A 24,043-nucleotide genomic window follows, 5' to 3' on the forward strand; every position below is an offset into this window, starting at 1 on the left:
ACTCCGGAGAGGGGAGTGACGGCCGGCCGGGGAGCAGCAGGGACCGTTCAGCGGCTCACGTGGTGCGAGCGCTGCGCGGCACCCGGGAGGACCCGGATGGTTACGGGACGACCTTCAGCAGCTTGTTGGGGGTTCCGGCGCTGGGGTTGGTGACCTTGTCCGCCGTGGCGCCCTGTGTCAGCGCCTTCTCGACCTGGTCCGGGGTGGCGTCCTTGTGGGCGCCGAGGTAGAGCGCCGCGGCACCCACGACGTGCGGGGTGGCCATGGACGTACCGGAGATGGTCTTGGTGCCGGAGTCGCTGTCGTTCCAGTCGGAGGTGATGTCCGAACCCGGGGCGTAGAGGTCGACGACGCTGCCGTAGTTCGAGAAGTCCGACTGCTGGTCGGTCTTGGTGGTGGACGCGACGGTGATCGCCTCCTTCACCCGGGCCGGGGAGCCCTTGCCGGCGTCGGTGGACTCGTTGCCCGCCGCGACGGCGAAGGTGACGCCCGAGGCGATGGCTTTCTGCACGGCCGCGTCGAGCGCCTCGTCCGCGCCGCCGCCGAGGCTCATGTTGGCGACCGAGGGGCCCTTGTGGTTCTTGGTGACCCAGTCGATCCCGGCGACCACCTGCTCGGTGGAGCCGCTGCCCTCGTTGTCGAGCACGCGGACGGCCACGATCTTGGCCTTCTTGGCCACGCCGTGGGCCGTGCCGGCGATGGTGCCCGCCACGTGCGTGCCGTGGCCGTTGCCGTCCTCGGCCTTGTCGTTGTTGTCGACCGCGTTGAAGCCGTATGCCGCGCGACCGCCGAAGTCCTTGTGGCTGATGCGCACTCCGGTGTCGATGACGTAGGCGGTGACGCCCTCACCCGCGCCGTCCGGGTAGGTGTACTTGCCGTCGCCCTTGGCCTCGGCCTGGTCGATCCGGTCCAGCCCCCAGGAGGGTGGGGCCTCCTGGCTGGCGTTGATGGTGAAGCGGTGGTTCTGTACGACCTTGTCGACGGCCGGGTCGGCGGCCAGGCGCTTGGCCTCGTTCTTGTCGAGGCCGCTGGCGGAGAAGCCGTGGACGGCGGAGGTGTACGTGCGGTTCACCTTGCCGCCGTACCGCTCGGCCAGGTCCTTGCCCTGGTCGGCGGCGGAGCGGACGCCCGCGCCGCTCTTGCCGTCCTTCAGCATGACGATGTAGCTGCCGTCGATAGCGTCCTTGGCGTCGGCGCCGTAGACGGTGCCTTCGGCGGGAGAGGCGCCGGCGGGCAGGGCGAACAGGGTGGCTCCGGCGGTGACGGCGGTCGCGGCGGATATCGCAAGTACGAGCCGTCGCTTGCCGGTGCGCTTGTGGGTTGCCATGACGAGGGTTCCTCCTCGGGCGGTTGTGGGGGGGTATCGCGCGCTGTCGCGACAGCGCACCCGGAGCGGAGGAAGATCCGCTTCCGGGTGTTCGAAACCCTGTCAGTTTTGACGCGATCAGATCAACCCCCGCTCGAAGGTGTGACATACGCAACGCCCTTACGTAAATGCAAACCCCGCTGAACGACGGCAAATTGGACGCCCCGACTGACAACCACTGTCACGTTTCACCTCGTCGTCACGTCAATTCCCTTGGCGCCATGGCGAGTTACCAACCGACTACGCCTGGCCGGAATCTGACGTCCAGTTGGCGACGGGGAGTTGCTTCGAGCCTTCCCTTCAGCACACGTCGATGCGGGGCACGCCTGGCGGCGACCCGTTCGACGGCCCTGCCGACGGCAGCCGCGCAGGCCGGATTTCCCCCGGAAAATCGAAAAGGACCGGCCAATCGGGGGGCGTCGACCCCATCGGTGAGCATCGACCGATCGCGGTGGTACGTTGACCCACGAGATAACTGGGGACCAATCCCCGTTTCTATTGGGCCCGCCTTCGCGTCGGCGGGGCGTGGGCCCGCAGGCGTCAGGTGAGGGGTGGGGCGGCATGGTGAGGACGACGGCGCTGGTGCTGGGGGGAGGCGGCTACACCGCCGCCGCGTGGGAGATCGGCATGCTGGCCGGGCTCGCCGACGCCGGCGTCGACCTCGCCGCGGCCGACACGGTGATCGGCACGTCCGCGGGCGCGATCACCGGAGCGCGGCTGACGGCCGGGCCGACGGTGCACGAGCTCTACGAACGGGAGCTGTCCGGGCAGCGGGACGAGACCGAGTTCACCATCGGCCTCGGTACGACCGTCAGATTCCTGTGGGCGGTGCTCGGTTCCCGCGACCCGCGGACGTCGAGGCAGCGCATCGGGCGGATGGCGCTGACCGCCCGCACCGTCACCGAGGCCGAGGCCCTCGACGCCGTCGACGCCCTGCTGCCGACGCAGACGCGGGACTGGCCCGGTGAGCGGCTGCACGTGGCCGCCGTCGACGCGCACTCGGGCGACCGTTGCCTGTTCGGTGCCGGCAGCGGTGCCGGCCTGCACCGCGCGGTCGCCGCGAGCTGTGCGGTGCCGGGCATGTGGCCGCCGGTCGCCATCGGCGGGCGGCGCTGGGTCGACGGCGGCATCTGGTCGCCCGTCAACGTCGACCTGGCCCACGGCCATCAGAAGGTCGTCGCACTCGCGCCCCTGCCCAAGGCCCCCGGGCCCGGCCCCGGCGCGGCCGAGGAGGCGGCGATGCTCAGGCGCGAGGGAGCCGAGGTGGCCCTGCTGACACCGGACGTCGCAGCACGCCGGGCGTTCGGCCGCAACCCCCTCGATCAGGCCCGGCGACCGGCTGTCGCCCGCGCCGGCCACGCCCAGGCCGCCGCGCACGCGGAGAGCGTCGCCCGCATCTGGAACGCGCTCGACCGCGCCTGACGCCGCCGGGAGCCCGGCCGTCCGGCATCCGCGCCACCGTCACACCACCGTCAGGCCTGGATCCTCGCCGAGAAGGCGGCGCGGTAGTCGCGGGGGCTGGTGGCGAGGCGGGCGGCGAAGTGCTGGCGCATGGTGACCTCGCTGCCGAAGCCCGTGCGACGGGCGACCTCGGGCATGGGCAGATCGGTGCGCTCGAGGTACTTCTGCGCGGCCGCCAGCCGCTGGTCGAGCAGCCAGCGGGCGGGGGTCGTGCCGGTGGTCGCGGTGAAGTGGCGGGCGAACGAGCGCGCCGACATCCCGGCCCGCGCCGCGAGAGCGGTGACCGGCAGGGGCTCGTGGAGGTGGCGCAGCGCGTACTCGCGTACGGAGGCGAGGGCGTCGGCGCCACGGTCCTCCGCAGGCGTGGGCCGCTCGATGAACTGCGCCTGGGTGCCCGTGCGGAAGGGCGCGGTGACCATCGAGCGGGCGATGGTGGCGGCCGTCTCGGCGCCGTGCTGCCGGCGGACGAGGTGAAGGCAGAGGTCGATGCCGGCCGCGGTACCGGCCGACGTCCACAGGGCGCCGCGCCCGAGGCCGCTCCCGGCACCCGCGCCGGGGGCGGGCGGGGGCCCGTCCGGGGCGTCGGCGGTCGCCTCGATGAAGAGGGCGTCCGGAACGACCGTGACGCACGGGTGCTGCCGCTGGAGGAGATCGGTGAGGCTCCAGTGGGTGATGGCGCGGCGTCCGTCGAGCAGCCCGGCCTCGGCGAGGACGAACGCCCCGGCGCACAGCGCCGCGACGGGGACGCCGCGCGCATGGGCGCGCCGCAGGGCGTCGAGCACCGCGGGCGGGGTCGGCTGCCGGGGGTCCACGATGCCCGGGACGACGACGAGGTCGGCGCGGTCGAGCCAGGAGAGCGTACGGTCGGGGGCCAGGCTGAGCCCGCCGGGCATCGCGACGGGGCTCCGGTCGGCGGCACAGCGGCGGAGCTCGAAGGCGGGTACGCCGCGGTCCGTGCGGTCCGCGCCCCACACCTCAGTGATGACGCTGACGTCGAAGGACCGGATGTTGGGGAAGGCGAGCAGCGCCACGCGGTAGGCAGGCATGGGCCGAGTATGGCAGAAAGCCATCGATCCCCGTCAGAACTGCCACTGTCCGGGGTCCGGCGCCGACGGCAGGATCATGGTCATGAACAAGCGAGAGCTGCACGACAACACGGCACTGGTCCTCATCGACGTACAGAAGGCCTTCGACGACACGGAGTACTGGGGACCGCGCGACAACCCCGACGCGGAGGAGAACATCGCGGCACTGATCGACGCATGGCAGACGAGCGGACGCCCCGTGGTGTTCGTGCGGCACGACTCGCCGAAGCCCGGGTCGCCCCTGCGCCCGGGGCACTCGGGCAACGACTTCAAGGACTTCGTCGAGGAGAGGCGGGGCAAGGGCACGGGCCCGGAGCTGTTCGTCACCAAGACGGTGAACTCCGCGTTCTACGGCACGCCGGACCTGCGCGAGTGGTTCGAGGCCCAGGGCATCCGGCAGTTCGTCGTGACCGGCATCCAGACCAACATGTGCGCGGAGACCACGGCCCGCATGGGCGGCAACCTCGGCTACGAGGTGCTGTTCGCACTGGACGCCACGCACACGTTCGACCTGACCGGACCCCAGGGGCTGCGGTTGACCGCACAGGAGCTGGCCCGCGCGACGGCGGTCAATCTGCAGGGCGGCGGCTTCGCCGAGGTGGTGACCACGGCGGAGCTGGTCGCCGCCGCGAAGGGCTGAGCTCGGCTCGTGACGTCGCTGGTGGACGCCTCCGGGACCTCATCGGTCTGGATGCGGATCGTCGATCCGGAGAGTTGTGATCACGACGCGCAACTGCGCGGCGAGGCCCGGCATCAGGGCCCGGGCCGCGGCCGGTTCCCCGAGTTCGCGCACCAGTGGTCTGCCCGGATCGTCCGGGGAGCGCCGAGGATTGGCTGGCGCGGCCGGGACGGTGACCAGCAAGGCGGAAGTCCCCGATCGCGCGGATCGGGGACTTCACCAAGCGAGCCCGGCGAGAGGGATCGGGGCGGGTCCTGTTGCGGCCCGGGCGCCGGGTGCCTGTTTACGCGGCCGGGGTGAGTTCGGCGCGGCCGAACAGCAGCGCGTAGCCGGTGGGGAGCTGGTGGAGGATGCGGGTGATGAGGTCGGGGCCGGCGTGGGCGGCGACGGCGGAGAAGACGGATCCGGTGTCCCAGCGGGTGGTGGCCAGGGAGGCGCCGGTGCGGGCGGCGAGGGCCTTGACGAAGGCCCATCCGGTCAGCGGCTGGGTGTCGGGGATCTGTGCGGTCAGGACACGTGCGGCCTCGAAGGGCAGGCAGGCGGCCAGGTCGACGCGTTCGTCGCCGGTCAGCTGGCGTCCCAGTCCCGACAGGACCAGGCGGATGGCTTCGTCGGCTCTCTCGCGGGTGGGGTAGGCGCCTTCGTAGCGGACCTTCTCCAGCATCTGCTCATACGCCGTCCCGTACGGCTGCTGGCGCTCGAGCGGTACGCGCACGTCGGTGATCACTGCGGTGCATGCCTTTCGTGGAGCCAGGGGTGCCGGTGTGCGGCACCGAGGTATGGGTCAGGTGGGCTGGGGGCGGCCGAAGAGGAGGTCGTAGCCGGCGGGGAGCTGGAGCAGGATCTGCCCCAGCAGGTCGTCGCCGGCCGTGTCGGCGACCGTGGACAGCACGGCGCTGACGTCCCAGGTCGCGGTCTGCTCGGTGGCGCCCTCGATCCAGGCCGCGGTCGCCCGCACGAATCGCTCCGGGGGCAGCGGCTCGGCGCTCTGCAGCGGGTTGAGCAGGATCAGGGCGAAGCCCTCCGGCAGGCGTGCTGCGAGCTGGGCGCGGACCTCGCCGACCAGGTGCGCGCCGAGCAGGGCGAGCACCACACGGGCCGCGCGCTCGGCTTCCTCCGCAGTGCCGTACTCGCCGCGTTCCTTCACATGGTCGAGGAACGCTTCGCGTCGCAGAGTCATCTCGGCCGCCACCCCTTTCTTGTTCTTCGGAACTGCCCACGGGGTGCGGAGGGCGGGTCAGGGGGAGATCAGGTGCCCGTCCTCCGCACCTGTCCGGCCGGTGTCAGCCGGAGATCTCCTTGTGGCCGGTCCCGACGCCGATGGAGATCTTGCGGGGCTTGGCACGCTCGGCGATCGGGATGCGCAGCGTGAGCACGCCCGTGTCGTAGTCGGCCTTGATGTGCTCGGTGTCGAGGGTGTCGGCGAGCACGATCTGGCGGGAGAAGACGCCCAGCGGCCGCTCGGACAGCTCCATCTGCACCTCGTCGGCCTTCGCCACCGGCCGGCGCTCGGCCTTGACCGTCAGCATGTTCCGCTCGACGTCGATGTCGATCGCGTCCGCGGTGACACCGGGAAGGTCGAAGGCCACCACGTACTCGTCACCCTCGCGGTAGGCGTCCATCGGCATCACCGACGGCCTCGACCAGGTGCCCGGGCCCATCATCTGCTGCGCCAGCCGGTCCAGCTCACGGAAGGGGTCAGTGCGCATCAACATCGTGAAAACACCTCCAGCAGGTTCAGGCAGTTGCTGCCAATGCGCCTCACTGAAACCGTTGTAACATGTCATCTAATGGATGACAAACATCGATGTCGTCCACGTGATGACAACCCGAGGGAGGTGCCCGTGACCCCGGCCGACCAGTCGTCCTCGTCCAGCGCCGACGCCCCCAGCCCGGTGTCGTTCCTGGCCGCCGCGGCGGCCCTCAACGCCATAGACAACGCACTGCGCACCGCCCAGCACGAGGCCCCCGACACCCCCGGCGCCGGGCCGGCGCCGGAGCAGGCCCTGGCCTCCTTGTCGCTGCTGCGGCAGGTCCGCGAGCAGCTCGCCGGGTGGGAGACAGGCCTGATCGAAACGGCCCGTGACGCGGGCGCCAGCTGGGCCGACCTCGCCCACCCCCTCGGTGTCGCCAGCCGTCAGGCCGCCGAGCGCCGCTACCTGCGCGGCCGCCCCGGCCCCGCGGGGACCACCGGCGAACAGCGCGTCCAGGCCACCCGTCAGGCCCGGGCCGCCGACCGCACCACCGCTACCTGGGCCCGCCACAACGCCGCCGACCTACGTCGCCTGGCCGGCCAGATCACCGCACTCACCGACCTCCCGCCCGCCGCCCGCCGTCCGCTCAGCGAGCTCCACGCGGCCCTCGCCCACGACGACCCCGCCACTCTCATCGCGCCCCTGGCCGCCGCCCGCCCCCACCTGGCCGCCGCCCACCCCGACCTCGCCGCCCGGCTCGACACCCTCGCACCCCCCTGACCCGGCCCGGCGCACCGCGACAGCAGCCCTGTCGGCCTCCGCCCCCGGGTGAACGAGCGGAGACCTGGAGACCGACACGGCCGGCCTGCGGGCCCACCTGGCCCGCTCCCTCGTCGACCTGCACTTCACGCCGTACGCCCCAGCCCTGGCGCATTCGCCGCTCCCCCGATCCGTCCGGCCGGAGCCCCTTCCGGTGTGCCTGAGCCGGTCGGTGCTGCACCAGAGGGCCTGCTCGGGTTGCGCGAGGTCCAGGCGCTGCGGCCCGTGCCGGTCCTGGCGCAAGCGGCGCGAGCGGGGACAGTGCGCCCGCTGCCGCCGCGACGAGTTGCCGCTGCGTGCCGGTCACTGCCGCACCTGCCATCCCCACCGCGACACCGACCGGCCGTGGCCTCCAGCCGGTCCAGCCACGCACCTGGTGATCGACCTGCCCGCCGCCGCGCGGACCGAATCTGCCACCCCCGGCCGACCGGCCCCTACCGGTGCCCGCGGACATGACGCCCGCGATGACGGTCTGCCCCGGACAAGAGACCCTGTTCACCATGCGCCGCGACTGGTCGCCGGTCCTGGCTCGGCTCCGGAGCCGGCCGCCGGGTGAACTGCCGCTGACCAGCGCGGCCACCGCCCCGGTGGAGAACTTCGCTGAGCTTCGCCGGGACCAGCAGGGGTCGGGCTTGCGCGAGAACATCCGCACCCTCACGATCCTGGGCTACTGGCTCGGAGTCGAGAACGCCTTCCATGAAGCGGCGCGCAGCGGGTCCGCACGTAACGGTCTGCTCCAGTGCCTGGAACGCTCGGACCTCGTCCTGGACGAGCCGGACGGTTGTCTCCACGCTCTCCTGCAGAGTGAGTCCGCTTGCCGCTTGAGTCAGCACCAGGTTCCAGAACTGGCCGGGCTGGCGTGCCTCAACGAAGAGGCTGAGCACGTCGTTGGAGCAGTCGACCACATTGGCGGCGTGCTGGTACATCCGGTACAGCCGGGGATCGGTGTAGTCGACTTCGTCGACCGCTGCCTGGAAGCCGACGCAGGTCCTCGAGCTCGACCACTTCAGGGCCCTGGTGAGCGACGACTTCTCTGTCAAATTCAGCGTGTTGAAAGGCTTCGCCCCTCGGGCGAGGCGACGGAGGTCTGGGCGCCTGAGTGGTCCAGCGGCCAGTTAGTCCTTGCATCCTGTCGTTCATGAGGACAGCGACGGTGTGAACACCGTCGCTGTCTTGCGTCAGCTGGGGCGGATCGGTGTGGGGAGCAGGGGAGTCAGCGCCCACATGGCGACCAGCGTGCCGGTGCCTGTACCAGAGGCTGTTGGTGAGGCGAAGGTAAGGAGAGCCGGGGCCCGCCCGGCGAGGGGCGGGGCCCCGGCGGTGGATCAGGTGGCGGCCTTGACCGGCTTGGGGAGCCGGAACATCAGCGCCCACATCACCGCGAGGGCGGCGATGGCGTACCAGACGCTGCCCGCGAAGGCGTGCGTCACGGTGGCGCCGTGGCTGCCCGCGGGGGCGTGGTTGAAGAACACCACCGACGCCGTCGCGATACCGAGTGCGGTGCCGAGCTGCATGGCGGTGTTGAACAGTCCCGCCGCAGACCCGGCGTCCTCGTGGCCGACCTGGCCGAGGGTGAGACCGGCAAGACCTGCGCCGACGATGCCGAACCCGGCGCCGACGAGGATCATCGGAGCGACAGCGGCCACGAACGGCGTCTCGGTCTGCTGGGCGGAGACCAGCAGCTGGTAGCCCGCCAGCGTGAGAGCGATCAGCGCGGCCCCGGCCTGCGGCACACGCCGCATGTGGCGTCCCGCCCACTTGGAGGCCAGCATGGCGCCGGCCATGCCACCGATGGAGATGGCGACGGACGCCGGAGCGAACTGCCCTGGCGTAAGGCCGAGTCCGGACTGCATGAACAGCACCCACGTCAGCAGGAAGACACCGGAGACCAGACCGAACACCATCTGGGCGGCGAGGCCGCCGGCGAACGCCTTGCTCCTGAAGAGAGACAGCGCCACCAGCGCGGAGCCGTCCTTGGCGGTCTTGGCGCGCTGCTGGGCCACGAACACGGCCAGCACGACCACGCCTGCGGCGATCATGAGGAAGCTCCAGGCGGGCCAGTGCCGCTCGCCGCCCACGGTGAGCGGGTAGGCGATCAGCAGCAGGCCCGCGGCGGAGAGCAGCATGCCCAGGGGGTCCAGTCGTCTCGCCTGCTGCTCGCGGGACTCCGGAATGAACTGGAGGGCGAAGAGCACGGTGGCCAGGCCGATCGGCAGGTTGATCAGGAAGATCGCCCGCCAGCCCAGGCCGGCGATGTCGGCGGCTGTCAGGACCGCGCCCAGGACGGGGCCGAGGACGCCGCCGAGCGACATGACCATGCCGTACATGCCGAACGCCTTGGCTTGGGACTCGCCCTGAAAGGTGACTGCGATGGTGGCCATGACCTGCGGCACCATGACCGCCGCTCCGGCGCCCTGCAGGGCCCGGGCGGCGACCAGGAAGTCCGGACCGGTCGCGATCCCGCACAGCAGTGACGCCACGGTGAACAGGGCGGTACCGGTGAGGAAGACCCGCTTGCGGCCGAAGAGGTCACCCAGGCGCCCGCCCGTGATCAGGGCGAGGGCGAAGGTGAGGGTGTAGGCGGCGGGGATCCACTGCACCGCGGCGCTGGAGGCGCCGGTGCCCGCCTGGATGGAGGGCAGTGCGGTGTGGACGATGGAACCGTCGAGCGCGTTCATCAGCTCGGCGATCAGCACCACGATCAGGGTGATCGTGGCAGCACGGCCGGCCCCGGTGGGGCATGGGCGGCCGGTGGTGTGGGTGTCGGTTGACACGAGGAAATTCCTGTTCGCGTACAGAAGGAATGGGGGACGGGGGCAGGCCCGGGCATGCCCCCGCTCGCCGTTTAGCGCGACAGGGGGAAGCAGGGGGCGACGAAACGAACCCAGGCCATCAGTGAGCACCGCCGTCGAGGCATGCGTCAGCGTCCGCCATGGCGGACAACCGGAAAAGCGCCTCGGAACGAGCGGCTGCTTACTTGGCCTGGGAGATACGTCATCACCTCGAAACACGGCGTCGGGCCCCGGAACGGGCACCGACGGAACTACAACCACAACAGGCTAAAAGGGCCACGGGCGCCCATGCAAGGGAATAATTCCGCTCGGGCCGGAGGCGGCCGGTGGATATCAGTCCTCGGCCGCCTCGGGCCGCAGACGGCTGAGCAAGCGCTGACTGTGGTGGCCGTAGTGCGGGTCATTGAGGGCTGCCGTGATGAAATCGGTGGGTACCAGACGGCGGTTCAGGCGGACTTCGAGGCAACCGATGCACAGGATGTTGTCCTCGGCGGCACCAGCGCATTGCCATACACCGTCGAGTACGGTGTACCACTCGTCAGGGCCGTCAAGGGGCGCGGTCGGCATTCCGCAATCGTCACAAGGGAACTCGTTCCTTGTCGGCCGGCGCCGGGCGCCAGGCACCGCAGCGCGGAAACGGCTGAAGAGCCTGGGCGCCGGTTTCTCCCGCACGCTTACGCGGAGACGCGACGGTCCACCTTGCCCGCCTTGATGCACGAGGTGCACACGTTCATGCGGAGAGGCGTTCCATCCTTGACGGCCCTGACCGACTGAATGTTCGGGTTGAAACGGCGGCTTGACCGTCCCCGGACGTGCCGGCTCTGGGCGCGGGATCCGGAACGGGCCACGCGTTTCCCGAAGCTGGGCTGCTTGCTGCATACATCACACCGACTGGACACAATGTCTCCTTCTCGCTCGGATCATGGAGGGCGACGGCTCATGTGAAGAGCCGCGCCGAATTCGGATTCTTCCAAGATCACGAGGACCTCCCGAACCCGTTCTGGATCCGAGATTTCTCGCTGCCAACGCGCTGACCAGCGGATATAGAGGATTTGGGGAGAGGCCGTAGTGGGGTCACGAAGGTGAAGCGCACGGCTTCTCGTGCAGATTGCACTCGGGGGCGCGGCGGGGTGGCGAAGGCCGGTCAGGTCCAGCCGCGGGCAGAGGCGGTGCGTATCGCCTCGATACGGTTCCGTGCCCCGACCTTGCGGTTGATGGCGGCCAGGTTGTTGCGGACCGTTCCGGGTGAGAGATGCAGGACCTCGGCGATCTCCTGGGGCGTGTGGCCGTGCGCGGCCAGGCGCAGAAGTTCCCTGTCGCGCTCGCTGAGCGGGTTGTCGGGGGCGTGCAGAGCGTCCGTGACGAGCCGTGGGTCCAAAACGCGCTCACCCCGTGCGACCTTGCGGACGGAGTCGGTCAGTTCTTTGACCGACACGCCTTTGCTCACGAACCCTTCAACCCCCACCTCCAGCGCAGCTCTCAACGCGCTGGCGCGTTCCAGGGCGGCCAGGATGACGATGCGGCAGGGGGGCAGTGCGGCTTTGAGCTGCTCCGCGGCCGAGATCCCGTCCAGGCCGGGGAGGTCAGCGTCGAGCAGCGCCACCGTCGGGCGGGTGCGCAGGGCCTGAGGCACGATCTCATCGCCTCGTGGTACCTGCGCGACCACGTGCATTCCGGGTTCGGACGCAAGCACGACAGACAGCGCTTCGCGCGTCAGGCGCAGGCCATCGGCGATCAACACTCGGATCATGGGGGCGGTTGTTCCTTGTTGACAGGCTTGTCGGCAGGGGAGAGCAGCGGTCCGGACCAGTTGTCACAGACCCTGCCGTCCAGGCGGCTGCCCTGGGGGCACGCTCGGGGCACGCCGGGGCCCGGATGCTGCCGTCCGGGCCCCGGCAGGGGCTGGTTCTAGTCCGTGGCGTGGCGCTTGGGCAGCAGGAGCATGAGGACCCACATCGCCAGCAGGGCGGCGACGACGTACCAGAGGGTTCCGGTGAACGCGGCGGTGACGGTGGTGCCGTGGCTGCCGGCCGGGGAGTGGGCGAAGAACACCACGGCGGTCAAGGCCGTGCCCAGAGCGATGCCGAGCTGGGTCGAGGTGTTGAAGAGCCCGGACGCGGAGCCGGCGTGATCGTGGCCGACCTGGCGCAGCGTCATGTCGGCCAGCGCAGCTCCGATCATGCCGAGTCCGAGTCCGACCGGCAGCATCGGCACCACCGCCGACACCAGGGACAGACCGGTGCTCTGCTCTGCGATCAGCCACGCGTAACCACCCAGTGCGACAACGGCCAGCAGTGCGCCGGCCTGGGGAGCGCGCCTGCCGTGCCGCCCGGCCAGGCTCATCGCCAGCCAGGCGCCGGCCATCTCGCCCACCGACGCCGCCGCAAAGCCTGTCGCCGCCTGGCGGGGGGAGAGCCCGAGCCCGTCCTGCATGAACACGGTCCACGCCAGGAAGAACACCCCGGACAGCAGGCCGAAGACGAGCTGCGCGGACAGACCCGCGGCGAACGCCCTGCTCTTGAACAACTCCAGGACGACCAGGGGATCGCGGCCCCGTGCGGCCCTGGCCCTCTGCTGGACCACGAAGACCGCCAAGGTCGACAAACCTCCGGCCATCATGAGGAAACTCCAGGCGGGCCACTGGTGTGCACCGCCGACAGTGAGCGGGTAGGCGATCAGCAGCAGGCCCGAGCCGGCCAGGACCATGCCCGCCAGGTCCAGGCGCCGGGCGGCGAGGTCGCGGGATTCGGGCAGGTACCGCAAGCCGAGGAGCACGGCCGCCAGGCCGAGGGGCACATTGATCAGGAAGATCGGCCGCCATCCGAGCCCGAAGACATCGGCGCTGGTGAGCACGCCGCCCAGGACCGGTCCGGCGACGCTGCCCAGCGACATGATGGTGCCGTAGAGGCTGAACGCCTTGGCACGGGAGCCTTCGTCGAAGGTGACGTGCAAGGTGGCCAGGACCTGAGGAATCATGACCGCCGCGGCGCTGCCCTGGACGAAGCGGGCAGCGATCAGCAGGGTGGGGGCATCGGCCAGGCCGCAGAGCAGCGAAGCCGCGGTGAAGACGCCGATTCCCAGGAGGAAGAGCCGCTTGCGGCCGTAGAGATCGCCGAGCCGGCCGCCGGTCATCAGTCCCAGAGCGAAGGTCAGCGCGTAGGCGGCGTGGATCCACTGCACCGCGGCGCCCGAGGCGCCGGTGTCGTGCTGAATGGAGGGCAGCGCCGTGTAGACGACGGAGCCGTCGAGGGCGTTCATCAGCTCAGCGACCAGGACGACGACCAGCATGACGGTGCGACCACTGCCGGGACGGTTGCCGGCGGGGGCAGAGCGGGAGGGGAGGATCTTGGTGTCAGCGGACACGGCACAGTTCCTGTTCTGGCGGACAGAAAGGGGAAAAGGGGCAGGCCAGGCATGCCCGTCCCGCTTACTGCGCGACAGGAAGATTCGGGTGCGGCAACGCCCAGGCCGAAGGGCAGACAGCTGCTGAGAGACGACCGCGCGCTGCTGCACAGAGCAGGGGGTCAAGCCTCATGGCAAGCGGTTCTCAGGCCTGGGAGATAGGTCATCACCTCGTGACATATACGAACGGAGCGGACAGCTCCACGAGCGGCCTCAGGCTACGTCCCTGATCGCAGGGCCGGCAATCGAATTTCGTCCCCTCAGGCTCCCGCCCCGGGCCGCATCACGGCCCCCCTGTAGTGCGGTGGAGCTCTCGCCACGAGGCCTCCCACCAGGGAATTACGCATATACACAGCGGATTTCGAGGGCCATGTACGGCCCGGACCACGCTACGGCTATGGGGACGCCACCTGAGTCCAGTCGTGCTGTCTGCACGCCCACGTCGTGCAGACAGCACGAGCACTGCTTATCGCTTGACACCGCTGGGCCAATGCGTGCCTCGGGCCCAGTCATGGCCTCCTCGCTCGCACCCTTGGAGGGCTCTCGCTACCAAGGCGGCGTCGTCCGTTTGCGAGAGGTTCGGTGGTGCGCGACACCGTCGTCCCTCATCAAGTCACCGGTGTGGCACGACTCGGGGATGAAGCGCCTACACACGATCAGGGGGCCTGGGGCGACCTGATACATGGGCGTAAGGCGGGATCACGTGGCAACCAGCAGGCTTCGCCGAGGCTGGCTGCGTTTACTCCCAGGGCTTCCCACCCGACTGACCCTCATGAACCGGACACCATCCGACTACGCCGAAGCCCTGGCCTTCAGGTGGCGGTGTGCGGCAAGCACGAAGTCTCCCGGGGACCGACGATCTTCGCCGAAGTCATCCGAGCGCGACCAGCATGGGCATCCCGGACGTCACGCACACCAGCCTCGTGACCTGCAACTTCACAATGCACAGCGCTCGATGACCCAAACGACAGTCCCTGGGCTACTTGCCATTCAGGTGTGCGGTCAGGCGCGATAGCAGAGGCAGCGCCGCCTCAAGCGTCTTTCGTTCATTGGAACTGAGGACATCGTTGATCGCGGTGCCGAGCCAGTCCGCACGCCTTCGGCGCTCCTCGGCCAGACGGCCACTTCCCATCGGCGTGAGGTAGAGCAACAGCTTGCGCCCGTCGCTGGGGTGTGCCTCGGCATGCACAAGGCCCTGAGCCAGGAGTTCTTTGACCGCCTTGGCAGCCGACTGGTGACTGACTCCCCGCTGTTGTGCGATATCGGCGGTGGTCAGCGGGCCGCTGCGGTCCAGGTAGCCCAGGACAGCGGCCTCGCCGGGCGGCATCTTGTCGGCAGTGCGCACAGTGCGTACGAGCCGTCCGATGGTCAGGCGAAGTTCTTCAGCCAGCTGATTTTCGTCCATGATGCCAGCTTATCCACACCCATCAACCGAACTGTACACCTTGGCTCCATTGTTTACTTTGGTGCCACAGGGGCGCCCGCCGACGCTCACGGCGCAATATCTACAACCATACTGTACAGTCTGGTTGTAGATATTCGGCCGGCTCGGAAAGGACCCGCTGTGAAGCTCACCAAGCACGCCCATGCCTGCGTCACGCTCGAGAAGGACGGCACCCGCCTGGTCATCGACCCCGGCACCTTCACCCCGGACGCGGCAGAGGCCGTCACCCAGGCTCACGCCGTCCTGATCACCCATGAACACTTCGACCACTTCGACGAAAAGCTCGTCGCCGCCGCTCTCGAAGTCCAGCCCGGGCTGCAGGTCTACGGCACAGCCACGGTCGCAGCCACCCTCGGCAGCCACGATGGCCGCGTCCACGCCGTCGCCGCGGGCGACACCTTCAGCGTCGGTCCCATCACCGCCACCGTCCACGGCCACCGCCACGCGCTGATCCACGCCGACATCCCGTGCCCCGACAACGTCGGCTACCTCCTCGACGACGGAGCCGTCTACCACCCCGGCGACGCCTACTTCGCGCCCGACGCTCCCGTACGCACCCTCCTGCTGCCGACCAGCGGCCCATGGACAAAGCTCGGCGAAGCCGCCGACTACGTCCGCACCGTCAAGCCCGAGCGCATCATCCAGATCCACGAACTCATGCTCAGCGACCTCGGCCAGCACTCCACCGCCAATCTCCTCGGCGAGAAGGGCCTGACCGGCACCCCGATCGACCGCCTCGAGCCCGGCACCACCGTCCAGCTGTAAGAGGGCGGTACGCGACCTGATGTCGGTTTCGTCGCCGCCTGAACGTGTGGCTGTGCGGACCTGTGGCGTGCCGCGAGGCCCGGCCGTGGAGGACACGACGGGACTGGACGCAGCAAAAAAGCGCCAGGCTGCAAGCGTGGTCTGGCCGTTGATGTATTGGGCCTGGTGATCGCGGTGGTGGTGCCGGCCGCCTCCGCCCACGACAACGCCGCCGGCACCGCCCTGCTGGACAAGGTCGCCGCCGGGACCGACACGGTCAAGAAGGCCCTGGTGGACCAGGGGTTCAAGAACACCGTCGTGGCCCACGGCCGGCAGGTGGGCATCGAGATCGAAATCGTCGAGCGCAACCCGGCGGAGGTCGGCTTCGTGCCCCAGCCCAAGCGGTGGGTGGTCGAGCAGACCTACGGGATCTTGAGCACACCCTCGGCGCGCTGCTGGCCCGCCTGGAAGCCTGCGAACAGCAGATCGCCGAGCAAGCGGGGGGCCGCCCACGAGAAGATCGCGGAACTGACCGCGCTGCTGAGCGAACTCGACCAGGCCACCGAATACATCAAGATCACACGGAAGACGCTCCCGGAACTGCCCGACGAGGCGTCCCCGCCGACACCCGCGCCGACCACCACCGTGCCGGACGACGCGGCCTACCGGCAGATTCTGGCGGTGTTCGCCGAGGCCGACGGTCCGCTGCGGGCACGGCACGTCTGCGAGGCGATGGACCTGGAGATCGTGCCGAACAACGTCAACAACGTCCGCACCAAGCTCAAGCGCCTGGTCCGCCGCGGCGTCCTGACCGAGACCGAGCCGGGACTGTTCACCCAACCACGACCGTAACCCCTCGACGAGTCCCCCGATCAGTGCGCTTGCCTCAATCGCAACGACGAACCAGACACCCCGCCCTCTGACAGCGCCGCTCGGCGAACATGAAGCGCAGCAGCATCACGGCTTCTGCCGCGTAGGAGCCCAGCAACTGCCCTGCCCCGACGGCTGGTTCGAGGCGGCCGTCGGGTGCCCGGCGCCCTGTCTACGCCCCTGATCCACACGCGGCCCATGCCAAACCCCCCCATATCCTCGGTACCGCCTTACCCGCCACCCCGGAGGTATCCGATGACCAGCTCAGACACACCGGACCAGCCCGTCCCGCAGGCCGACACGGCCGCAGTCCTGATGGAACGCCTGGCCGAACAGCTCGGTAGCCGGGCCTCGGTGACAGCCGTCTTCGGCGAACCCGTCACCAGCGGCGGAATCACCGTCATTCCAGTCGCCGAAATCGCCTTCGGATTCGCCGGGGGCACGGGCTCCGAAGCCGGAGCCGCCAACACCGGCGAAGGAGGGGGCGGAGCCGGCGCCCGCCCCCGGGGCTACATCGAGATCAAAGACGGCACCGCCACCTACAAACCCCTCCGAGCCCCCTGGGTAAATGTCGCCGTACCACTCGCCGCCCTCCTGGCAGGAACCGTCGTCCCCCTGCTCGTTCGCCGCCTCGCCAAGCGCCGCCCTCGCTGAACAACTGAGGTTCTCGGTTGCCTCAACCGCAACTACGAACCAGACATCAACTCACGAACCGCCCTCCAAGAGCTCGTTCCCAACGGATGCGGGGCCGGCGGAAGTCGTGGAGCCAGGCGATTGTCCGTTCCACAACCCACCGGTGGACGCCGAGGCCGGAGCCGTTCGGGTTGCCGCAGCGGGCGATCGCAGGTTTGACGCCGGTCGCCCGGACCAGGCGGCGGTACTTGTCGTGGCCGCGGTTGGCCAGGAGCGTGTCCGGCCGGCTGCGGGGACGTCCGACCAGGCCGCAGCCGCCGGGATCTTCCGCAGCCCAGCTCCTGCGGCAGGTACTCCCACTGGATCCCGGTATGCAGGACGAACAGGATCCCTCACAGAGCCTGCCGGTCTGGTACCCGCGGACGACCCTCCACCTGCTTCACCGCGTCCCAGGCAGCAACAGCTCGACAAGCAACCGCAGTTCATCCGACACGATCCACGGCTGCGACTGGCGTTTCCGAGATCGTCCTGCCGAACGGCGTCGAGCCATTGCGGTAGACGTTCGCCCTCGCGTTCGGTGAGCATCCGGGCGAAGGACCGGACGTGCTCGGTGAGGGCGTCCAGTTCCGGGCACTGGGCCAGCACGGCCTTGAGTCGGAGCTGTTCGCTCTCTGCGAGGCTGTCGGGGTGCCGCAGAATCCACCCGGAGACCGTCCGCGGGGTCGGCGGCCGGGCGGAAACCGGTCCAGGCGAGAGGCGTTTCTCCCGCAGGTAGGCGCGAACTCGCTGGTAACTGCCCTTGTAGCCGAACGGCACGATCTCCTCCCACAGTGCCCAGGCATTGGTGCAGCCCTGGTTCCAGCGGTCGTCCAGGTAGGGCTTGTAGTCGTCGAGGACCGTAGGGTGGTTGCGCCACTGCCCCTGGAAGAGGTCTTCGGGAGCGGCGGCGTCGGCCAAGCGTTTGACGGTGCGGTGGGTCATGTGGAGCTGGCGGCCGATCGAGCGTCGGCTGTGGCCGGCCTCCAGCAGCATGTGGACGATGGCATGTTTGTCCCGAATGCGGTCGGCGAACCGGTGCCCTGTTGGCCATGGCGAGCCGGGCATCTGCTCGGGCGGTGGAGCCACAACCGCAGACTCGGCCGACTCACCGGCCAAGGCCCCAAGGCAGCCGCGGTGCTGGGCGACGCATCGCTCGGCAGCCTTGCTCAGGTTGTGCCACAAGTGCCACCTGTCTGCGACTTGAATCGCCTGAGGCGCGCCGATGGTGGCTCCCTCCGCGAAGAATGGAGCGCGGTCGCGGCCTGCTGCGGCTGACAGCAACCCCGAAGACACCGGCCATGCGGGCGTCCGCCCGACCAGCGAGCGCAAGGCCGACCGCAGCCGGCGTCGACCGCAAGCGCTCGGTCCACCGGCCGTACCGCCGAGTCAGCCCGGCTATCTGTTCGACGAAGGTCCGCCGTTCGCACAACGTGTTCCCGCAGATGAACCAGCGGACCCATAGACACAACCGAACCCGCTTCCCCGCACTGCTCTTCCAGCCGGAGCACCATCTCTTCCACGGAACCGAACTGTCAGTCCATCCAGCGTCGCCACTGGTGGTTTTCAGGCAACTATCGGACGGCAGGAGCAGACTCCAACCCGTCGCTCACGGTGCACGCTTCACGGAAAGTGAGCCAGAACCCGAGAACGGGAGTCAGCTGCCGCAGGCCTTTCCCCGGAGGTATCCGTCACTGCCCGGTCCGGTTGGTGAGGGGCTGTTGAGAGGCGGTCGGTGGTGTGAACAGTGCCTGGACGGTTTCGGTGGCCAGGTCTCGCAGCCAGGTGTGGGCGCGGTCGTTGTCGTAGCGCTGGTGCCACAGCAGGTGCAGGGGGACGTCGGGTAGCGGGAGTGGTGGCGGCAGCGTGGCGAGGCCGAGTTGTTTCCGAGCCGTGCGGGTGACCGCGTCGGGGAGGGTGACGACCAGGTCGGTGTCGAGGGCGAGTTGCAGGGCGAAGGCGGCGGTGGGCCCGGCGGCGACGACGCGTCGTTCGAGGCCGCGTGTGGTCAGGGCGTCGTCGATCGGGTCGCGCAGGCTTCCGCGCCGCGAGACGGTGAGGTGTTCGGCGGCTGCGTAGCGCTCGAGGCTCAGCGGGCCTTCGGTGAGCGGGTGGCCTGGGCGGACGGCAATGATCAGCCGGTCTGTGCCGACGAGGCGGTGGCGGATGTCGGGGAGCGTCGGAGCGCTGGAGCTTGATTCGAGGTCGACCTCACCCCGGCGCAGCTCGGCGTCGTCCGTCCCGGGTTCGGCGGACAGGCGGAGCCGGACGCCGGGGGCCTGATGGTGGACGGCCGTGGTCAAGGCGGTGCCGCAGGCGGCGGTCAGGGCGTCGTGCCAGCGCACGGTGAACACCCGGTCCAGAGTCGCCAGGTCGAGTTCCTGCTGCGCGGAGAGAAGTTGGTGGGCCTGCTGCACGAGCGCGTGGACCTGGGCGCGCATGGCCAGCGCGCGGGTGGTGGGGACCATGCTGCGGCCGGTGCGGACCAGGATCTGGTCACCGGTGGCCTTGCGGATGCGGCCCAGGGAGCGGCTCATCGCCGGTGCGGTGACGTGGAGGCGTGCTGCCGCGCCGGCGACGCTGCCCTCCTCCAGCAGGGCGTCCAGGGCGGTGAGCAGGTTCAAATCCAGTTGCATGAGAGTAACTCTACAAGTGACAAGCATGCACTTGTTGTTAATGGTTAGGGGTCCTACCTTCGAAGTGCGGGGGCGAGACACCCGCCCCGCTTCTATCGATCCCCCAGGGAGCCCACCATGAGCACAGCCATGCCTTTCGACGCCGGTACGACGCTCCTGTCCGACGTGACCGCTGCGGTGAAGGCCGCCGGCGTCACGCTGCGCGACCGCTACACCTCGCACGCCCGGGGCGTGAGTCTGGACGAGGTCGTCGGCGAGATCCACGCCAACGACGACGCGGTGCTGGACATGCTGCGGGAACCGCTGCTGCGGGCCCGGCAAGGGGCGCAGTGGGCCGAGGACGAGCTGGCCGGCGGCGCGCTACCGCCCGGAGAGTGGTGGGTCGTCGACCCCGCCGAGGGCAACATCAACCACGTCCACGGCATGGAGGACTGGGCCGTCACCGCCACCCTGGTCCGCGACAACCAGCCGGTACTCACCGTCGTCCACCTGCCGCTGACCGGCGACACCTACACCGCCGTCGCCGGCGGCGGTGCACGCCTCAACGACCGACCCCTGAAGGTGTCCGCCAAGACCGACCTGGCCGCCGCGCTCATCGGCACCGGCCAGGCCAAGCCCGGCGAGGACGAGCGCACCTTCCGGCGGATCGGTGACTCCGTCACCGCCATGCTCATCAACGGCCTGGTCGTGCGCGTGTCCGTTCCCGCCACGATGCAACTCATCCACGTCGCCGCCGGACGTATGGACGCGTTCTGGCAGTTCTCCGACGTCCGCTCCGGCCTGGTCGCCGGCGCCCTGCTGGTCTCCGAAGCCGGAGGCACCGTCACCGATCTGACGGGCGAACCCTGGAACACCGGCAGCCGCGACTTCCTGGCCGCCGCCCCCGGCATCCACGCCACCGCCCTGAAGGTCCTCTCGCCGATCGCCTGACCGGACGTCTCCACTCTTTCCCACCCCGATACCGCAAGGAGCATCACCTCATGACCAGCATCGGCATCCTGGGCGCCGGCCGCGTCGGCACCAACCTCGCCGGCAAGCTCTCCGCAGCCGGACACCACGTCACCATGGGGGGCCGGAGCCCCGAGGACACCGCCGCCCGCACCATTGGGCTCGCCCCGCGGATCGCCTTCGCCGACCAGCGCACCACCGCCCGCACCACGGACATCGTGATCAACGCGACGCCCGGCGACAGCTCCCTGGAGCGCCTCACCGACCTGCGCACCGAGCTCTCCGGAAAGATCCTCATCGACGTCTCCAACGCCACCCGCGACGCCGGTGACGGCCTGCCCGGAGATCTGTGCTATCCCGGCAGCAGCCTTGCCGAGAAGCTCCAGGCCGCGCTCCCCGACACCCGTGTGGTCAAGACCCTCAACACCATGCTGTTCATGGTCATGACCGCTCCCGAGACCCTGGCCACCCCACCGACCGTCTACGTCTCGGGCAACAGCGAACACGCGAAGAGGACCGTCACCGGCCTGCTCGGCGACCTGGGCTGGCAGCCCGAACGGATCGAGGACCTCGGCGACATCACCACAGCCCGCGCCACCGAGGCCATGATCCTGGTCGTGCCCCACGTCCTGCGCCGACACGGCTTCAAGCCCTTCGCTGTCTCCCTCGCCCGCTGACTCACCAAGACCGGGTTCAGAACAAAACCAGGTAACGGGCGCGTGCGAGGGCAGCTGGACGCCGGCACGGACAACGCCAGCTGGGCGGCAAGTGACGCCCGAACTCATCGACATTGATCATGCCTGCTACACGGGAGGCGACTCCCGAAGTCGTCGACAAACGACTCCCACTCTCGTGGGTGGATCCTTACGGCAACACGCAGTTCAACGAGCAGGAGGCGCAAGCCGCGCTCGGCGAAATCGCCGACCTGCTGGAGCGGTGTGCCGACGTGGCGCAGGCAGCTGCTGTGACCGATCTTGCGGTGCTGCTGAAGTCCTGTGCGGGGACGTCTGGGCCGGCTGACCACGGCCGCCCTGCTCCGCCCCTTCGCGGGCACCCCGGGGCGCCCGCGGCGCCCACAGTGCGCTCGGCGTAGCGCCGGCGGCGTTCGCCCGTGCGCGTGGTCGGCCTTCTCTACGCGGACAAGCGGAAGTTGAGGTTGCCGAAGGCGACGTGGTCGCCGGGGCGGACGCTCACCGTGCCGGCGATGCGCAGGCCGTTGACGTAGGTGCCGTTGCGTGAACCCAGGTCGGACAGGCGCCAGTCCTGTCCCGTGTGGCGCAGTTCGGCGTGCCGGCGAGAGACCGTGCCGTCGTCGAAGCGCAGGTCGGACAGTGGGGAGCGGCCGATGCTCAGCGTCCCCGTACCGGGTTCGGGGAGGCGGAGCCCGGGGAGCCGGGCGGTGTGCCAGGCGGTGCGCAGCCGGATGGGCACGGCCGACAGGCGGCCCACCGTGCGCAGCACGAACCCCGAGAGACGTCCGTGAGTGGGAAGGTCGGCCACGGCGACGTCGATCTCGGCGCGGCTGCGGGCCGTGAGGACGATGTGCATGCGCCGCATGAACGTGTCGTGGGAGATCCGGCCGTCACCGGTGCCGTTCCGCAGCACCTCGATGGCCCGGTCCCGCTCGGCCTCCGACGGCCGGGTCACGTGGGTGCGGAACTGAAGAGACGTCATGAGGGAATTGTCGGGCTGCCGGATCCGCCGTGTCCACACTTCACCTGCCTCAACAGGCAATTCGGCCCCACGGCTGACGGACCCGGCGGGCCCCTGGCGCTCGTACGCCGAAAGGGCGGCGGCACCCGGTGGGGTGCCGCCGCCCTTTCGCGTCGGTGTGCGCCTGGATCGGCTGGATCGGCTCGATCAGTAGGCGGAGTTGACGTTGTCCATCGAGCCGTACTTGCCGGCAGCGTAGTTACAGGAAGCAACGATGTTCGCGACCGGGTCGAACGGGTCCCACGAGGTGCCCTCGACATGGAACGCCTTGAACGTCGGGTCGATGATCTGCAACAGACCCTTCGACGGAATACCCGCCGCCGCGTTCGAGTCCCAGTTGTTCATCGCCCGCGGGTTACCCGTCGACTCACGCATCACGTTCTTCTTGATGCCCGCATAGGTACCCGGAATGCCCTTGGCCTTCATGATGTCCAGGGCCTCATTGATCCAGCCGTCCAGATTGTCGGCATAAGCCTTCTTCGCCGGAGCGGCGGGCTTGGCGGCCGGAGCGGCGGGCTTAGCGGGCTTGGCGGGGGCGGGCGCGGCCTTGACCGGCTTGCGGTCGGTCGAACGGCTCGCAGCCTCCTTGGCAGCACGCTCCTTCTCCGCGTCGGCCTTCGCCTTCGCCGCAGCGTCCGCACCGGCCTTCACAGCGGCCTTCGCCTCCGCCTTGGCCAGCGTGGCAGCCTCGGCCTCCAGCTGCGCCAGAACAGCGTCCTGCGTCTCACCGAACGACTGCGCACTCCACGCCACCGGCTTCACCGAAGCCGACCCCGCGTCCGCGGCGACGGCCGGGACCGCCGTGAACGCCGCAGCAGCCACACCAACGGCCGCGATACCAGCGACAGAGAACTTATGGACCTTGGCCAGACGGGTATAACCGGAAACCGTGGTGGAGCGCATACGAACCGAACCTCTTCCAATCGCGTACGTCGCAGTGGCCGTCATTGGCGCAAAAAGAGCGCCGCGTCTCGATCGACGGCGCCGTGCGACTCCGCAATTGTTAGCGGCAGCCAAAACCCCTGGCAATCATGTGACCTACTACCCCACCCCGTAAAACCCCCACACAAAACCCCGACCAGCCCACCACACACACCCCGCCCATTACTAAACAAAGAGGACAGTGATCCGGGCCCTATGGGCGGCCTCACACACCACACCCCTCGATCTCACCCGGTGTCGAGGCCCGGTCACGCGGCGCGGACCCCTCACTCCCCCGCCGGGCCGCCTTCGCGGAGGGTCTCCTTGTGCTCGCGCCAGCGGGCCAGGACCTGCTGGAACTCCTTCTGCAGGAACTCCAGGAACTCGGCGCTCTCCGCCACGCGCGCGCCCGCCGCAGTGCCGGGCCCCAGCGTCGCCGCGCCCTCGCGCAGGACGCCCTCCCAGCGGGTCAGCAGCTGGTCGCGGCGGGTGAGGGCCTCGTACCAGACGTTGCTGTAGAGGCGGTACCGGTCGCGTCTCGACCCGGGCTCGCGTTCGCGGCCGACCATGTCGACCTGGGTGAGGTAGCGGACGGCCCCGGAGACCGCCGCCGGGCTGATCCGCAGCTGCTCGGCGAGCTCGGCCGAGGTCATCGCGCCGGAGTCGGAGGCCAGGAGCGCGGCGAAGACGCGGGCCGCCATGCGCTGCATGCCGGCGTCGGTCAGCTCGCCGGCGAACCGCTCGACGAAACGGGAGACCGCCTCCCGGTCCCGCTCCCGATCCCCACCCATCACTCGTCA

At 69.6% G+C, this 24,043-nt stretch carries 23 protein-coding genes and 2 pseudogenes; 8 read left to right on the forward strand and 17 right to left on the reverse strand.

Annotated features, from left to right (window positions below):
* Positions 1–100: 100 nt before the first annotated feature.
* The gene (locus ACIGXW_RS15445) at positions 101–1,327 is read right to left on the reverse strand and encodes a S8 family peptidase (RefSeq protein WP_399573419.1); all 1,227 of its coding nucleotides are present in this window, start codon (positions 1,325–1,327) and stop codon (positions 101–103) included.
* A 600-nt stretch (positions 1,328–1,927) separates the two neighbouring features.
* Between ACIGXW_RS15445 and ACIGXW_RS15450 the strand changes: the two genes are divergently transcribed.
* Positions 1,928–2,788 carry a patatin-like phospholipase family protein gene (locus tag ACIGXW_RS15450; RefSeq protein WP_399573420.1) on the forward strand — a complete coding sequence of 287 codons (861 nt, stop codon included), beginning with the start codon at positions 1,928–1,930 and terminating at the stop codon, positions 2,786–2,788.
* A 50-nt stretch (positions 2,789–2,838) separates the two neighbouring features.
* Here ACIGXW_RS15450 and ACIGXW_RS15455 read toward each other — a convergent pair whose 3' ends face one another.
* On the reverse strand, positions 2,839–3,873 hold the full coding sequence (locus ACIGXW_RS15455; RefSeq protein WP_399573422.1) for a GlxA family transcriptional regulator: 1,035 nt from the start codon (positions 3,871–3,873) through the stop codon (positions 2,839–2,841).
* Between the two features lie 82 nt (positions 3,874–3,955).
* Here ACIGXW_RS15455 and ACIGXW_RS15460 point away from each other — a divergent pair, with 82 nt between their 5' ends.
* Positions 3,956–4,552, forward strand: coding sequence for a cysteine hydrolase family protein (locus tag ACIGXW_RS15460; RefSeq protein WP_399573423.1), 597 nt, complete (start codon positions 3,956–3,958; stop codon positions 4,550–4,552).
* A 322-nt stretch (positions 4,553–4,874) separates the two neighbouring features.
* Here the strand turns inward: ACIGXW_RS15460 and ACIGXW_RS15465 are convergent, their stop codons facing one another.
* From ACIGXW_RS15465 to ACIGXW_RS15475, 3 genes are all read right to left on the reverse strand, one after another.
* Complete coding sequence (locus ACIGXW_RS15465; protein WP_071962065.1) at positions 4,875–5,318, reverse strand: DUF2267 domain-containing protein; 444 nt, start codon at positions 5,316–5,318, stop codon at positions 4,875–4,877.
* A gap of 57 nt (positions 5,319–5,375) precedes the next feature.
* A complete protein-coding gene (locus ACIGXW_RS15470; protein WP_071962084.1) occupies positions 5,376–5,771 on the reverse strand; it encodes a DUF2267 domain-containing protein in 396 nt (131 codons plus the stop codon).
* A 103-nt stretch (positions 5,772–5,874) separates the two neighbouring features.
* Complete coding sequence (locus tag ACIGXW_RS15475; protein WP_399573424.1) at positions 5,875–6,306, reverse strand: Hsp20/alpha crystallin family protein; 432 nt, start codon at positions 6,304–6,306, stop codon at positions 5,875–5,877.
* A 129-nt stretch (positions 6,307–6,435) separates the two neighbouring features.
* Between ACIGXW_RS15475 and ACIGXW_RS15480 the strand changes: the two genes are divergently transcribed.
* Positions 6,436–7,065, forward strand: a complete 630-nt coding sequence (locus ACIGXW_RS15480) for a type III effector protein (RefSeq protein WP_071962067.1) — start codon at positions 6,436–6,438, stop codon at positions 7,063–7,065.
* Between the two features lie 473 nt (positions 7,066–7,538).
* Here the strand turns inward: ACIGXW_RS15480 and ACIGXW_RS15485 are convergent, their stop codons facing one another.
* From ACIGXW_RS15485 to ACIGXW_RS15515, 7 genes are all read right to left on the reverse strand, one after another.
* Entirely contained in the window at positions 7,539–8,144 is a 606-nt protein-coding gene (locus tag ACIGXW_RS15485; RefSeq protein ID WP_399573425.1) for a hypothetical protein, read from the reverse strand.
* Between the two features lie 285 nt (positions 8,145–8,429).
* Positions 8,430–9,878 carry an MFS transporter gene (locus ACIGXW_RS15490; RefSeq protein WP_399573427.1) on the reverse strand — a complete coding sequence of 483 codons (1,449 nt, stop codon included), beginning with the start codon at positions 9,876–9,878 and terminating at the stop codon, positions 8,430–8,432.
* Positions 9,879–10,229: 351 nt separating this feature from the next.
* Positions 10,230–10,463, reverse strand: a complete 234-nt coding sequence (locus ACIGXW_RS15495) for a hypothetical protein (protein ID WP_399573429.1) — start codon at positions 10,461–10,463, stop codon at positions 10,230–10,232.
* 107 nt (positions 10,464–10,570) lie between these two features.
* A complete protein-coding gene (gene rpmB / locus ACIGXW_RS15500) occupies positions 10,571–10,795 on the reverse strand; it encodes a 50S ribosomal protein L28 (protein ID WP_078594325.1) in 225 nt (74 codons plus the stop codon).
* Positions 10,796–11,040: 245 nt separating this feature from the next.
* A complete protein-coding gene (locus ACIGXW_RS15505; RefSeq protein ID WP_399573430.1) occupies positions 11,041–11,646 on the reverse strand; it encodes a response regulator in 606 nt (201 codons plus the stop codon).
* 158 nt (positions 11,647–11,804) lie between these two features.
* Positions 11,805–13,259 carry an MFS transporter gene (locus ACIGXW_RS15510; RefSeq protein WP_399573431.1) on the reverse strand — a complete coding sequence of 485 codons (1,455 nt, stop codon included), beginning with the start codon at positions 13,257–13,259 and terminating at the stop codon, positions 11,805–11,807.
* 1,018 nt (positions 13,260–14,277) lie between these two features.
* On the reverse strand, positions 14,278–14,703 hold the full coding sequence (locus ACIGXW_RS15515) for a MarR family winged helix-turn-helix transcriptional regulator (RefSeq protein WP_399573432.1): 426 nt from the start codon (positions 14,701–14,703) through the stop codon (positions 14,278–14,280).
* Between the two features lie 159 nt (positions 14,704–14,862).
* Between ACIGXW_RS15515 and ACIGXW_RS15520 the strand changes: the two genes are divergently transcribed.
* The 3 genes and pseudogenes from ACIGXW_RS15520 (at position 14,863) to ACIGXW_RS15530 (ending at position 17,010) form a co-directional block, all read left to right on the forward strand.
* Complete coding sequence (locus tag ACIGXW_RS15520; protein WP_399573433.1) at positions 14,863–15,507, forward strand: MBL fold metallo-hydrolase; 645 nt, start codon at positions 14,863–14,865, stop codon at positions 15,505–15,507.
* Positions 15,508–15,597: 90 nt separating this feature from the next.
* Positions 15,598–15,921 (forward strand): annotated as a pseudogene (locus ACIGXW_RS15525) (transposase); the annotation flags it as partial.
* Between the two features lie 690 nt (positions 15,922–16,611).
* Positions 16,612–17,010 carry a GerW family sporulation protein gene (locus ACIGXW_RS15530; RefSeq protein ID WP_399573434.1) on the forward strand — a complete coding sequence of 133 codons (399 nt, stop codon included), beginning with the start codon at positions 16,612–16,614 and terminating at the stop codon, positions 17,008–17,010.
* Between the two features lie 67 nt (positions 17,011–17,077).
* Here the strand turns inward: ACIGXW_RS15530 and ACIGXW_RS15535 are convergent.
* Both ACIGXW_RS15535 and ACIGXW_RS15540 read right to left on the reverse strand, forming a co-directional pair.
* A pseudogene (locus ACIGXW_RS15535) lies at positions 17,078–17,417 on the reverse strand (transposase); the annotation flags it as partial.
* A gap of 1,299 nt (positions 17,418–18,716) precedes the next feature.
* Positions 18,717–19,661, reverse strand: coding sequence for a LysR substrate-binding domain-containing protein (locus tag ACIGXW_RS15540; protein ID WP_399573435.1), 945 nt, complete (start codon positions 19,659–19,661; stop codon positions 18,717–18,719).
* A gap of 117 nt (positions 19,662–19,778) precedes the next feature.
* On the opposite strand from ACIGXW_RS15540, the gene ACIGXW_RS15545 reads away from it, so the two are divergent.
* Both ACIGXW_RS15545 and ACIGXW_RS15550 read left to right on the forward strand, forming a co-directional pair.
* A complete protein-coding gene (locus ACIGXW_RS15545) occupies positions 19,779–20,591 on the forward strand; it encodes an inositol monophosphatase family protein (RefSeq protein WP_399573436.1) in 813 nt (270 codons plus the stop codon).
* A gap of 50 nt (positions 20,592–20,641) precedes the next feature.
* Positions 20,642–21,286, forward strand: a complete 645-nt coding sequence (locus ACIGXW_RS15550) for an NADPH-dependent F420 reductase (protein WP_399573437.1) — start codon at positions 20,642–20,644, stop codon at positions 21,284–21,286.
* A gap of 454 nt (positions 21,287–21,740) precedes the next feature.
* Here ACIGXW_RS15550 and ACIGXW_RS15555 read toward each other — a convergent pair whose 3' ends face one another.
* The 3 genes from ACIGXW_RS15555 to ACIGXW_RS15565 form a co-directional block, all read right to left on the reverse strand.
* Positions 21,741–22,283, reverse strand: a complete 543-nt coding sequence (locus ACIGXW_RS15555; protein ID WP_399573438.1) for an FHA domain-containing protein — start codon at positions 22,281–22,283, stop codon at positions 21,741–21,743.
* Between the two features lie 186 nt (positions 22,284–22,469).
* Positions 22,470–23,225 (reverse strand): transglycosylase SLT domain-containing protein, encoded by a 756-nt coding sequence (locus ACIGXW_RS15560; RefSeq protein WP_399573439.1) that lies wholly within the window; start codon positions 23,223–23,225, stop codon positions 22,470–22,472.
* A gap of 305 nt (positions 23,226–23,530) precedes the next feature.
* The gene (locus tag ACIGXW_RS15565; protein WP_399573440.1) at positions 23,531–24,034 is read right to left on the reverse strand and encodes a GbsR/MarR family transcriptional regulator; all 504 of its coding nucleotides are present in this window, start codon (positions 24,032–24,034) and stop codon (positions 23,531–23,533) included.
* Between the last annotated feature and the right edge of the window lie 9 nt (positions 24,035–24,043).

This window comes from Streptomyces sp. NPDC053079 (genome assembly GCF_044546695.1).
Lineage (GTDB): Bacteria > Actinomycetota > Actinomycetes > Streptomycetales > Streptomycetaceae > Streptomyces.

Excerpts from the sequence above, each read along its gene's own strand:
- ACIGXW_RS15445 (WP_399573419.1), bottom strand. The coding sequence starts at position 1,327 with ATGGCAACCCACAAGCGCACCGGCAAGCGACGGCTCGTACTTGCGATA.
- ACIGXW_RS15450 (WP_399573420.1), top strand. The coding sequence starts at position 1,928 with ATGGTGAGGACGACGGCGCTGGTGCTGGGGGGAGGCGGCTACACCGCC.
- ACIGXW_RS15455 (WP_399573422.1), bottom strand. The coding sequence starts at position 3,873 with ATGCCTGCCTACCGCGTGGCGCTGCTCGCCTTCCCCAACATCCGGTCC.
- ACIGXW_RS15460 (WP_399573423.1), top strand. The coding sequence starts at position 3,956 with ATGAACAAGCGAGAGCTGCACGACAACACGGCACTGGTCCTCATCGAC.
- ACIGXW_RS15470 (WP_071962084.1), bottom strand. The coding sequence starts at position 5,771 with ATGACTCTGCGACGCGAAGCGTTCCTCGACCATGTGAAGGAACGCGGC.
- ACIGXW_RS15475 (WP_399573424.1), bottom strand. The coding sequence starts at position 6,306 with ATGTTGATGCGCACTGACCCCTTCCGTGAGCTGGACCGGCTGGCGCAG.
- ACIGXW_RS15495 (WP_399573429.1), bottom strand. The coding sequence starts at position 10,463 with ATGCCGACCGCGCCCCTTGACGGCCCTGACGAGTGGTACACCGTACTC.
- ACIGXW_RS15505 (WP_399573430.1), bottom strand. The coding sequence starts at position 11,646 with ATGATCCGAGTGTTGATCGCCGATGGCCTGCGCCTGACGCGCGAAGCG.
- ACIGXW_RS15515 (WP_399573432.1), bottom strand. The coding sequence starts at position 14,703 with ATGGACGAAAATCAGCTGGCTGAAGAACTTCGCCTGACCATCGGACGG.
- ACIGXW_RS15530 (WP_399573434.1), top strand. The coding sequence starts at position 16,612 with ATGACCAGCTCAGACACACCGGACCAGCCCGTCCCGCAGGCCGACACG.
- ACIGXW_RS15540 (WP_399573435.1), bottom strand. The coding sequence starts at position 19,661 with ATGCAACTGGATTTGAACCTGCTCACCGCCCTGGACGCCCTGCTGGAG.
- ACIGXW_RS15545 (WP_399573436.1), top strand. The coding sequence starts at position 19,779 with ATGAGCACAGCCATGCCTTTCGACGCCGGTACGACGCTCCTGTCCGAC.
- ACIGXW_RS15550 (WP_399573437.1), top strand. The coding sequence starts at position 20,642 with ATGACCAGCATCGGCATCCTGGGCGCCGGCCGCGTCGGCACCAACCTC.
- ACIGXW_RS15555 (WP_399573438.1), bottom strand. The coding sequence starts at position 22,283 with ATGACGTCTCTTCAGTTCCGCACCCACGTGACCCGGCCGTCGGAGGCC.
- ACIGXW_RS15560 (WP_399573439.1), bottom strand. The coding sequence starts at position 23,225 with ATGCGCTCCACCACGGTTTCCGGTTATACCCGTCTGGCCAAGGTCCAT.
- ACIGXW_RS15565 (WP_399573440.1), bottom strand. The coding sequence starts at position 24,034 with ATGGGTGGGGATCGGGAGCGGGACCGGGAGGCGGTCTCCCGTTTCGTC.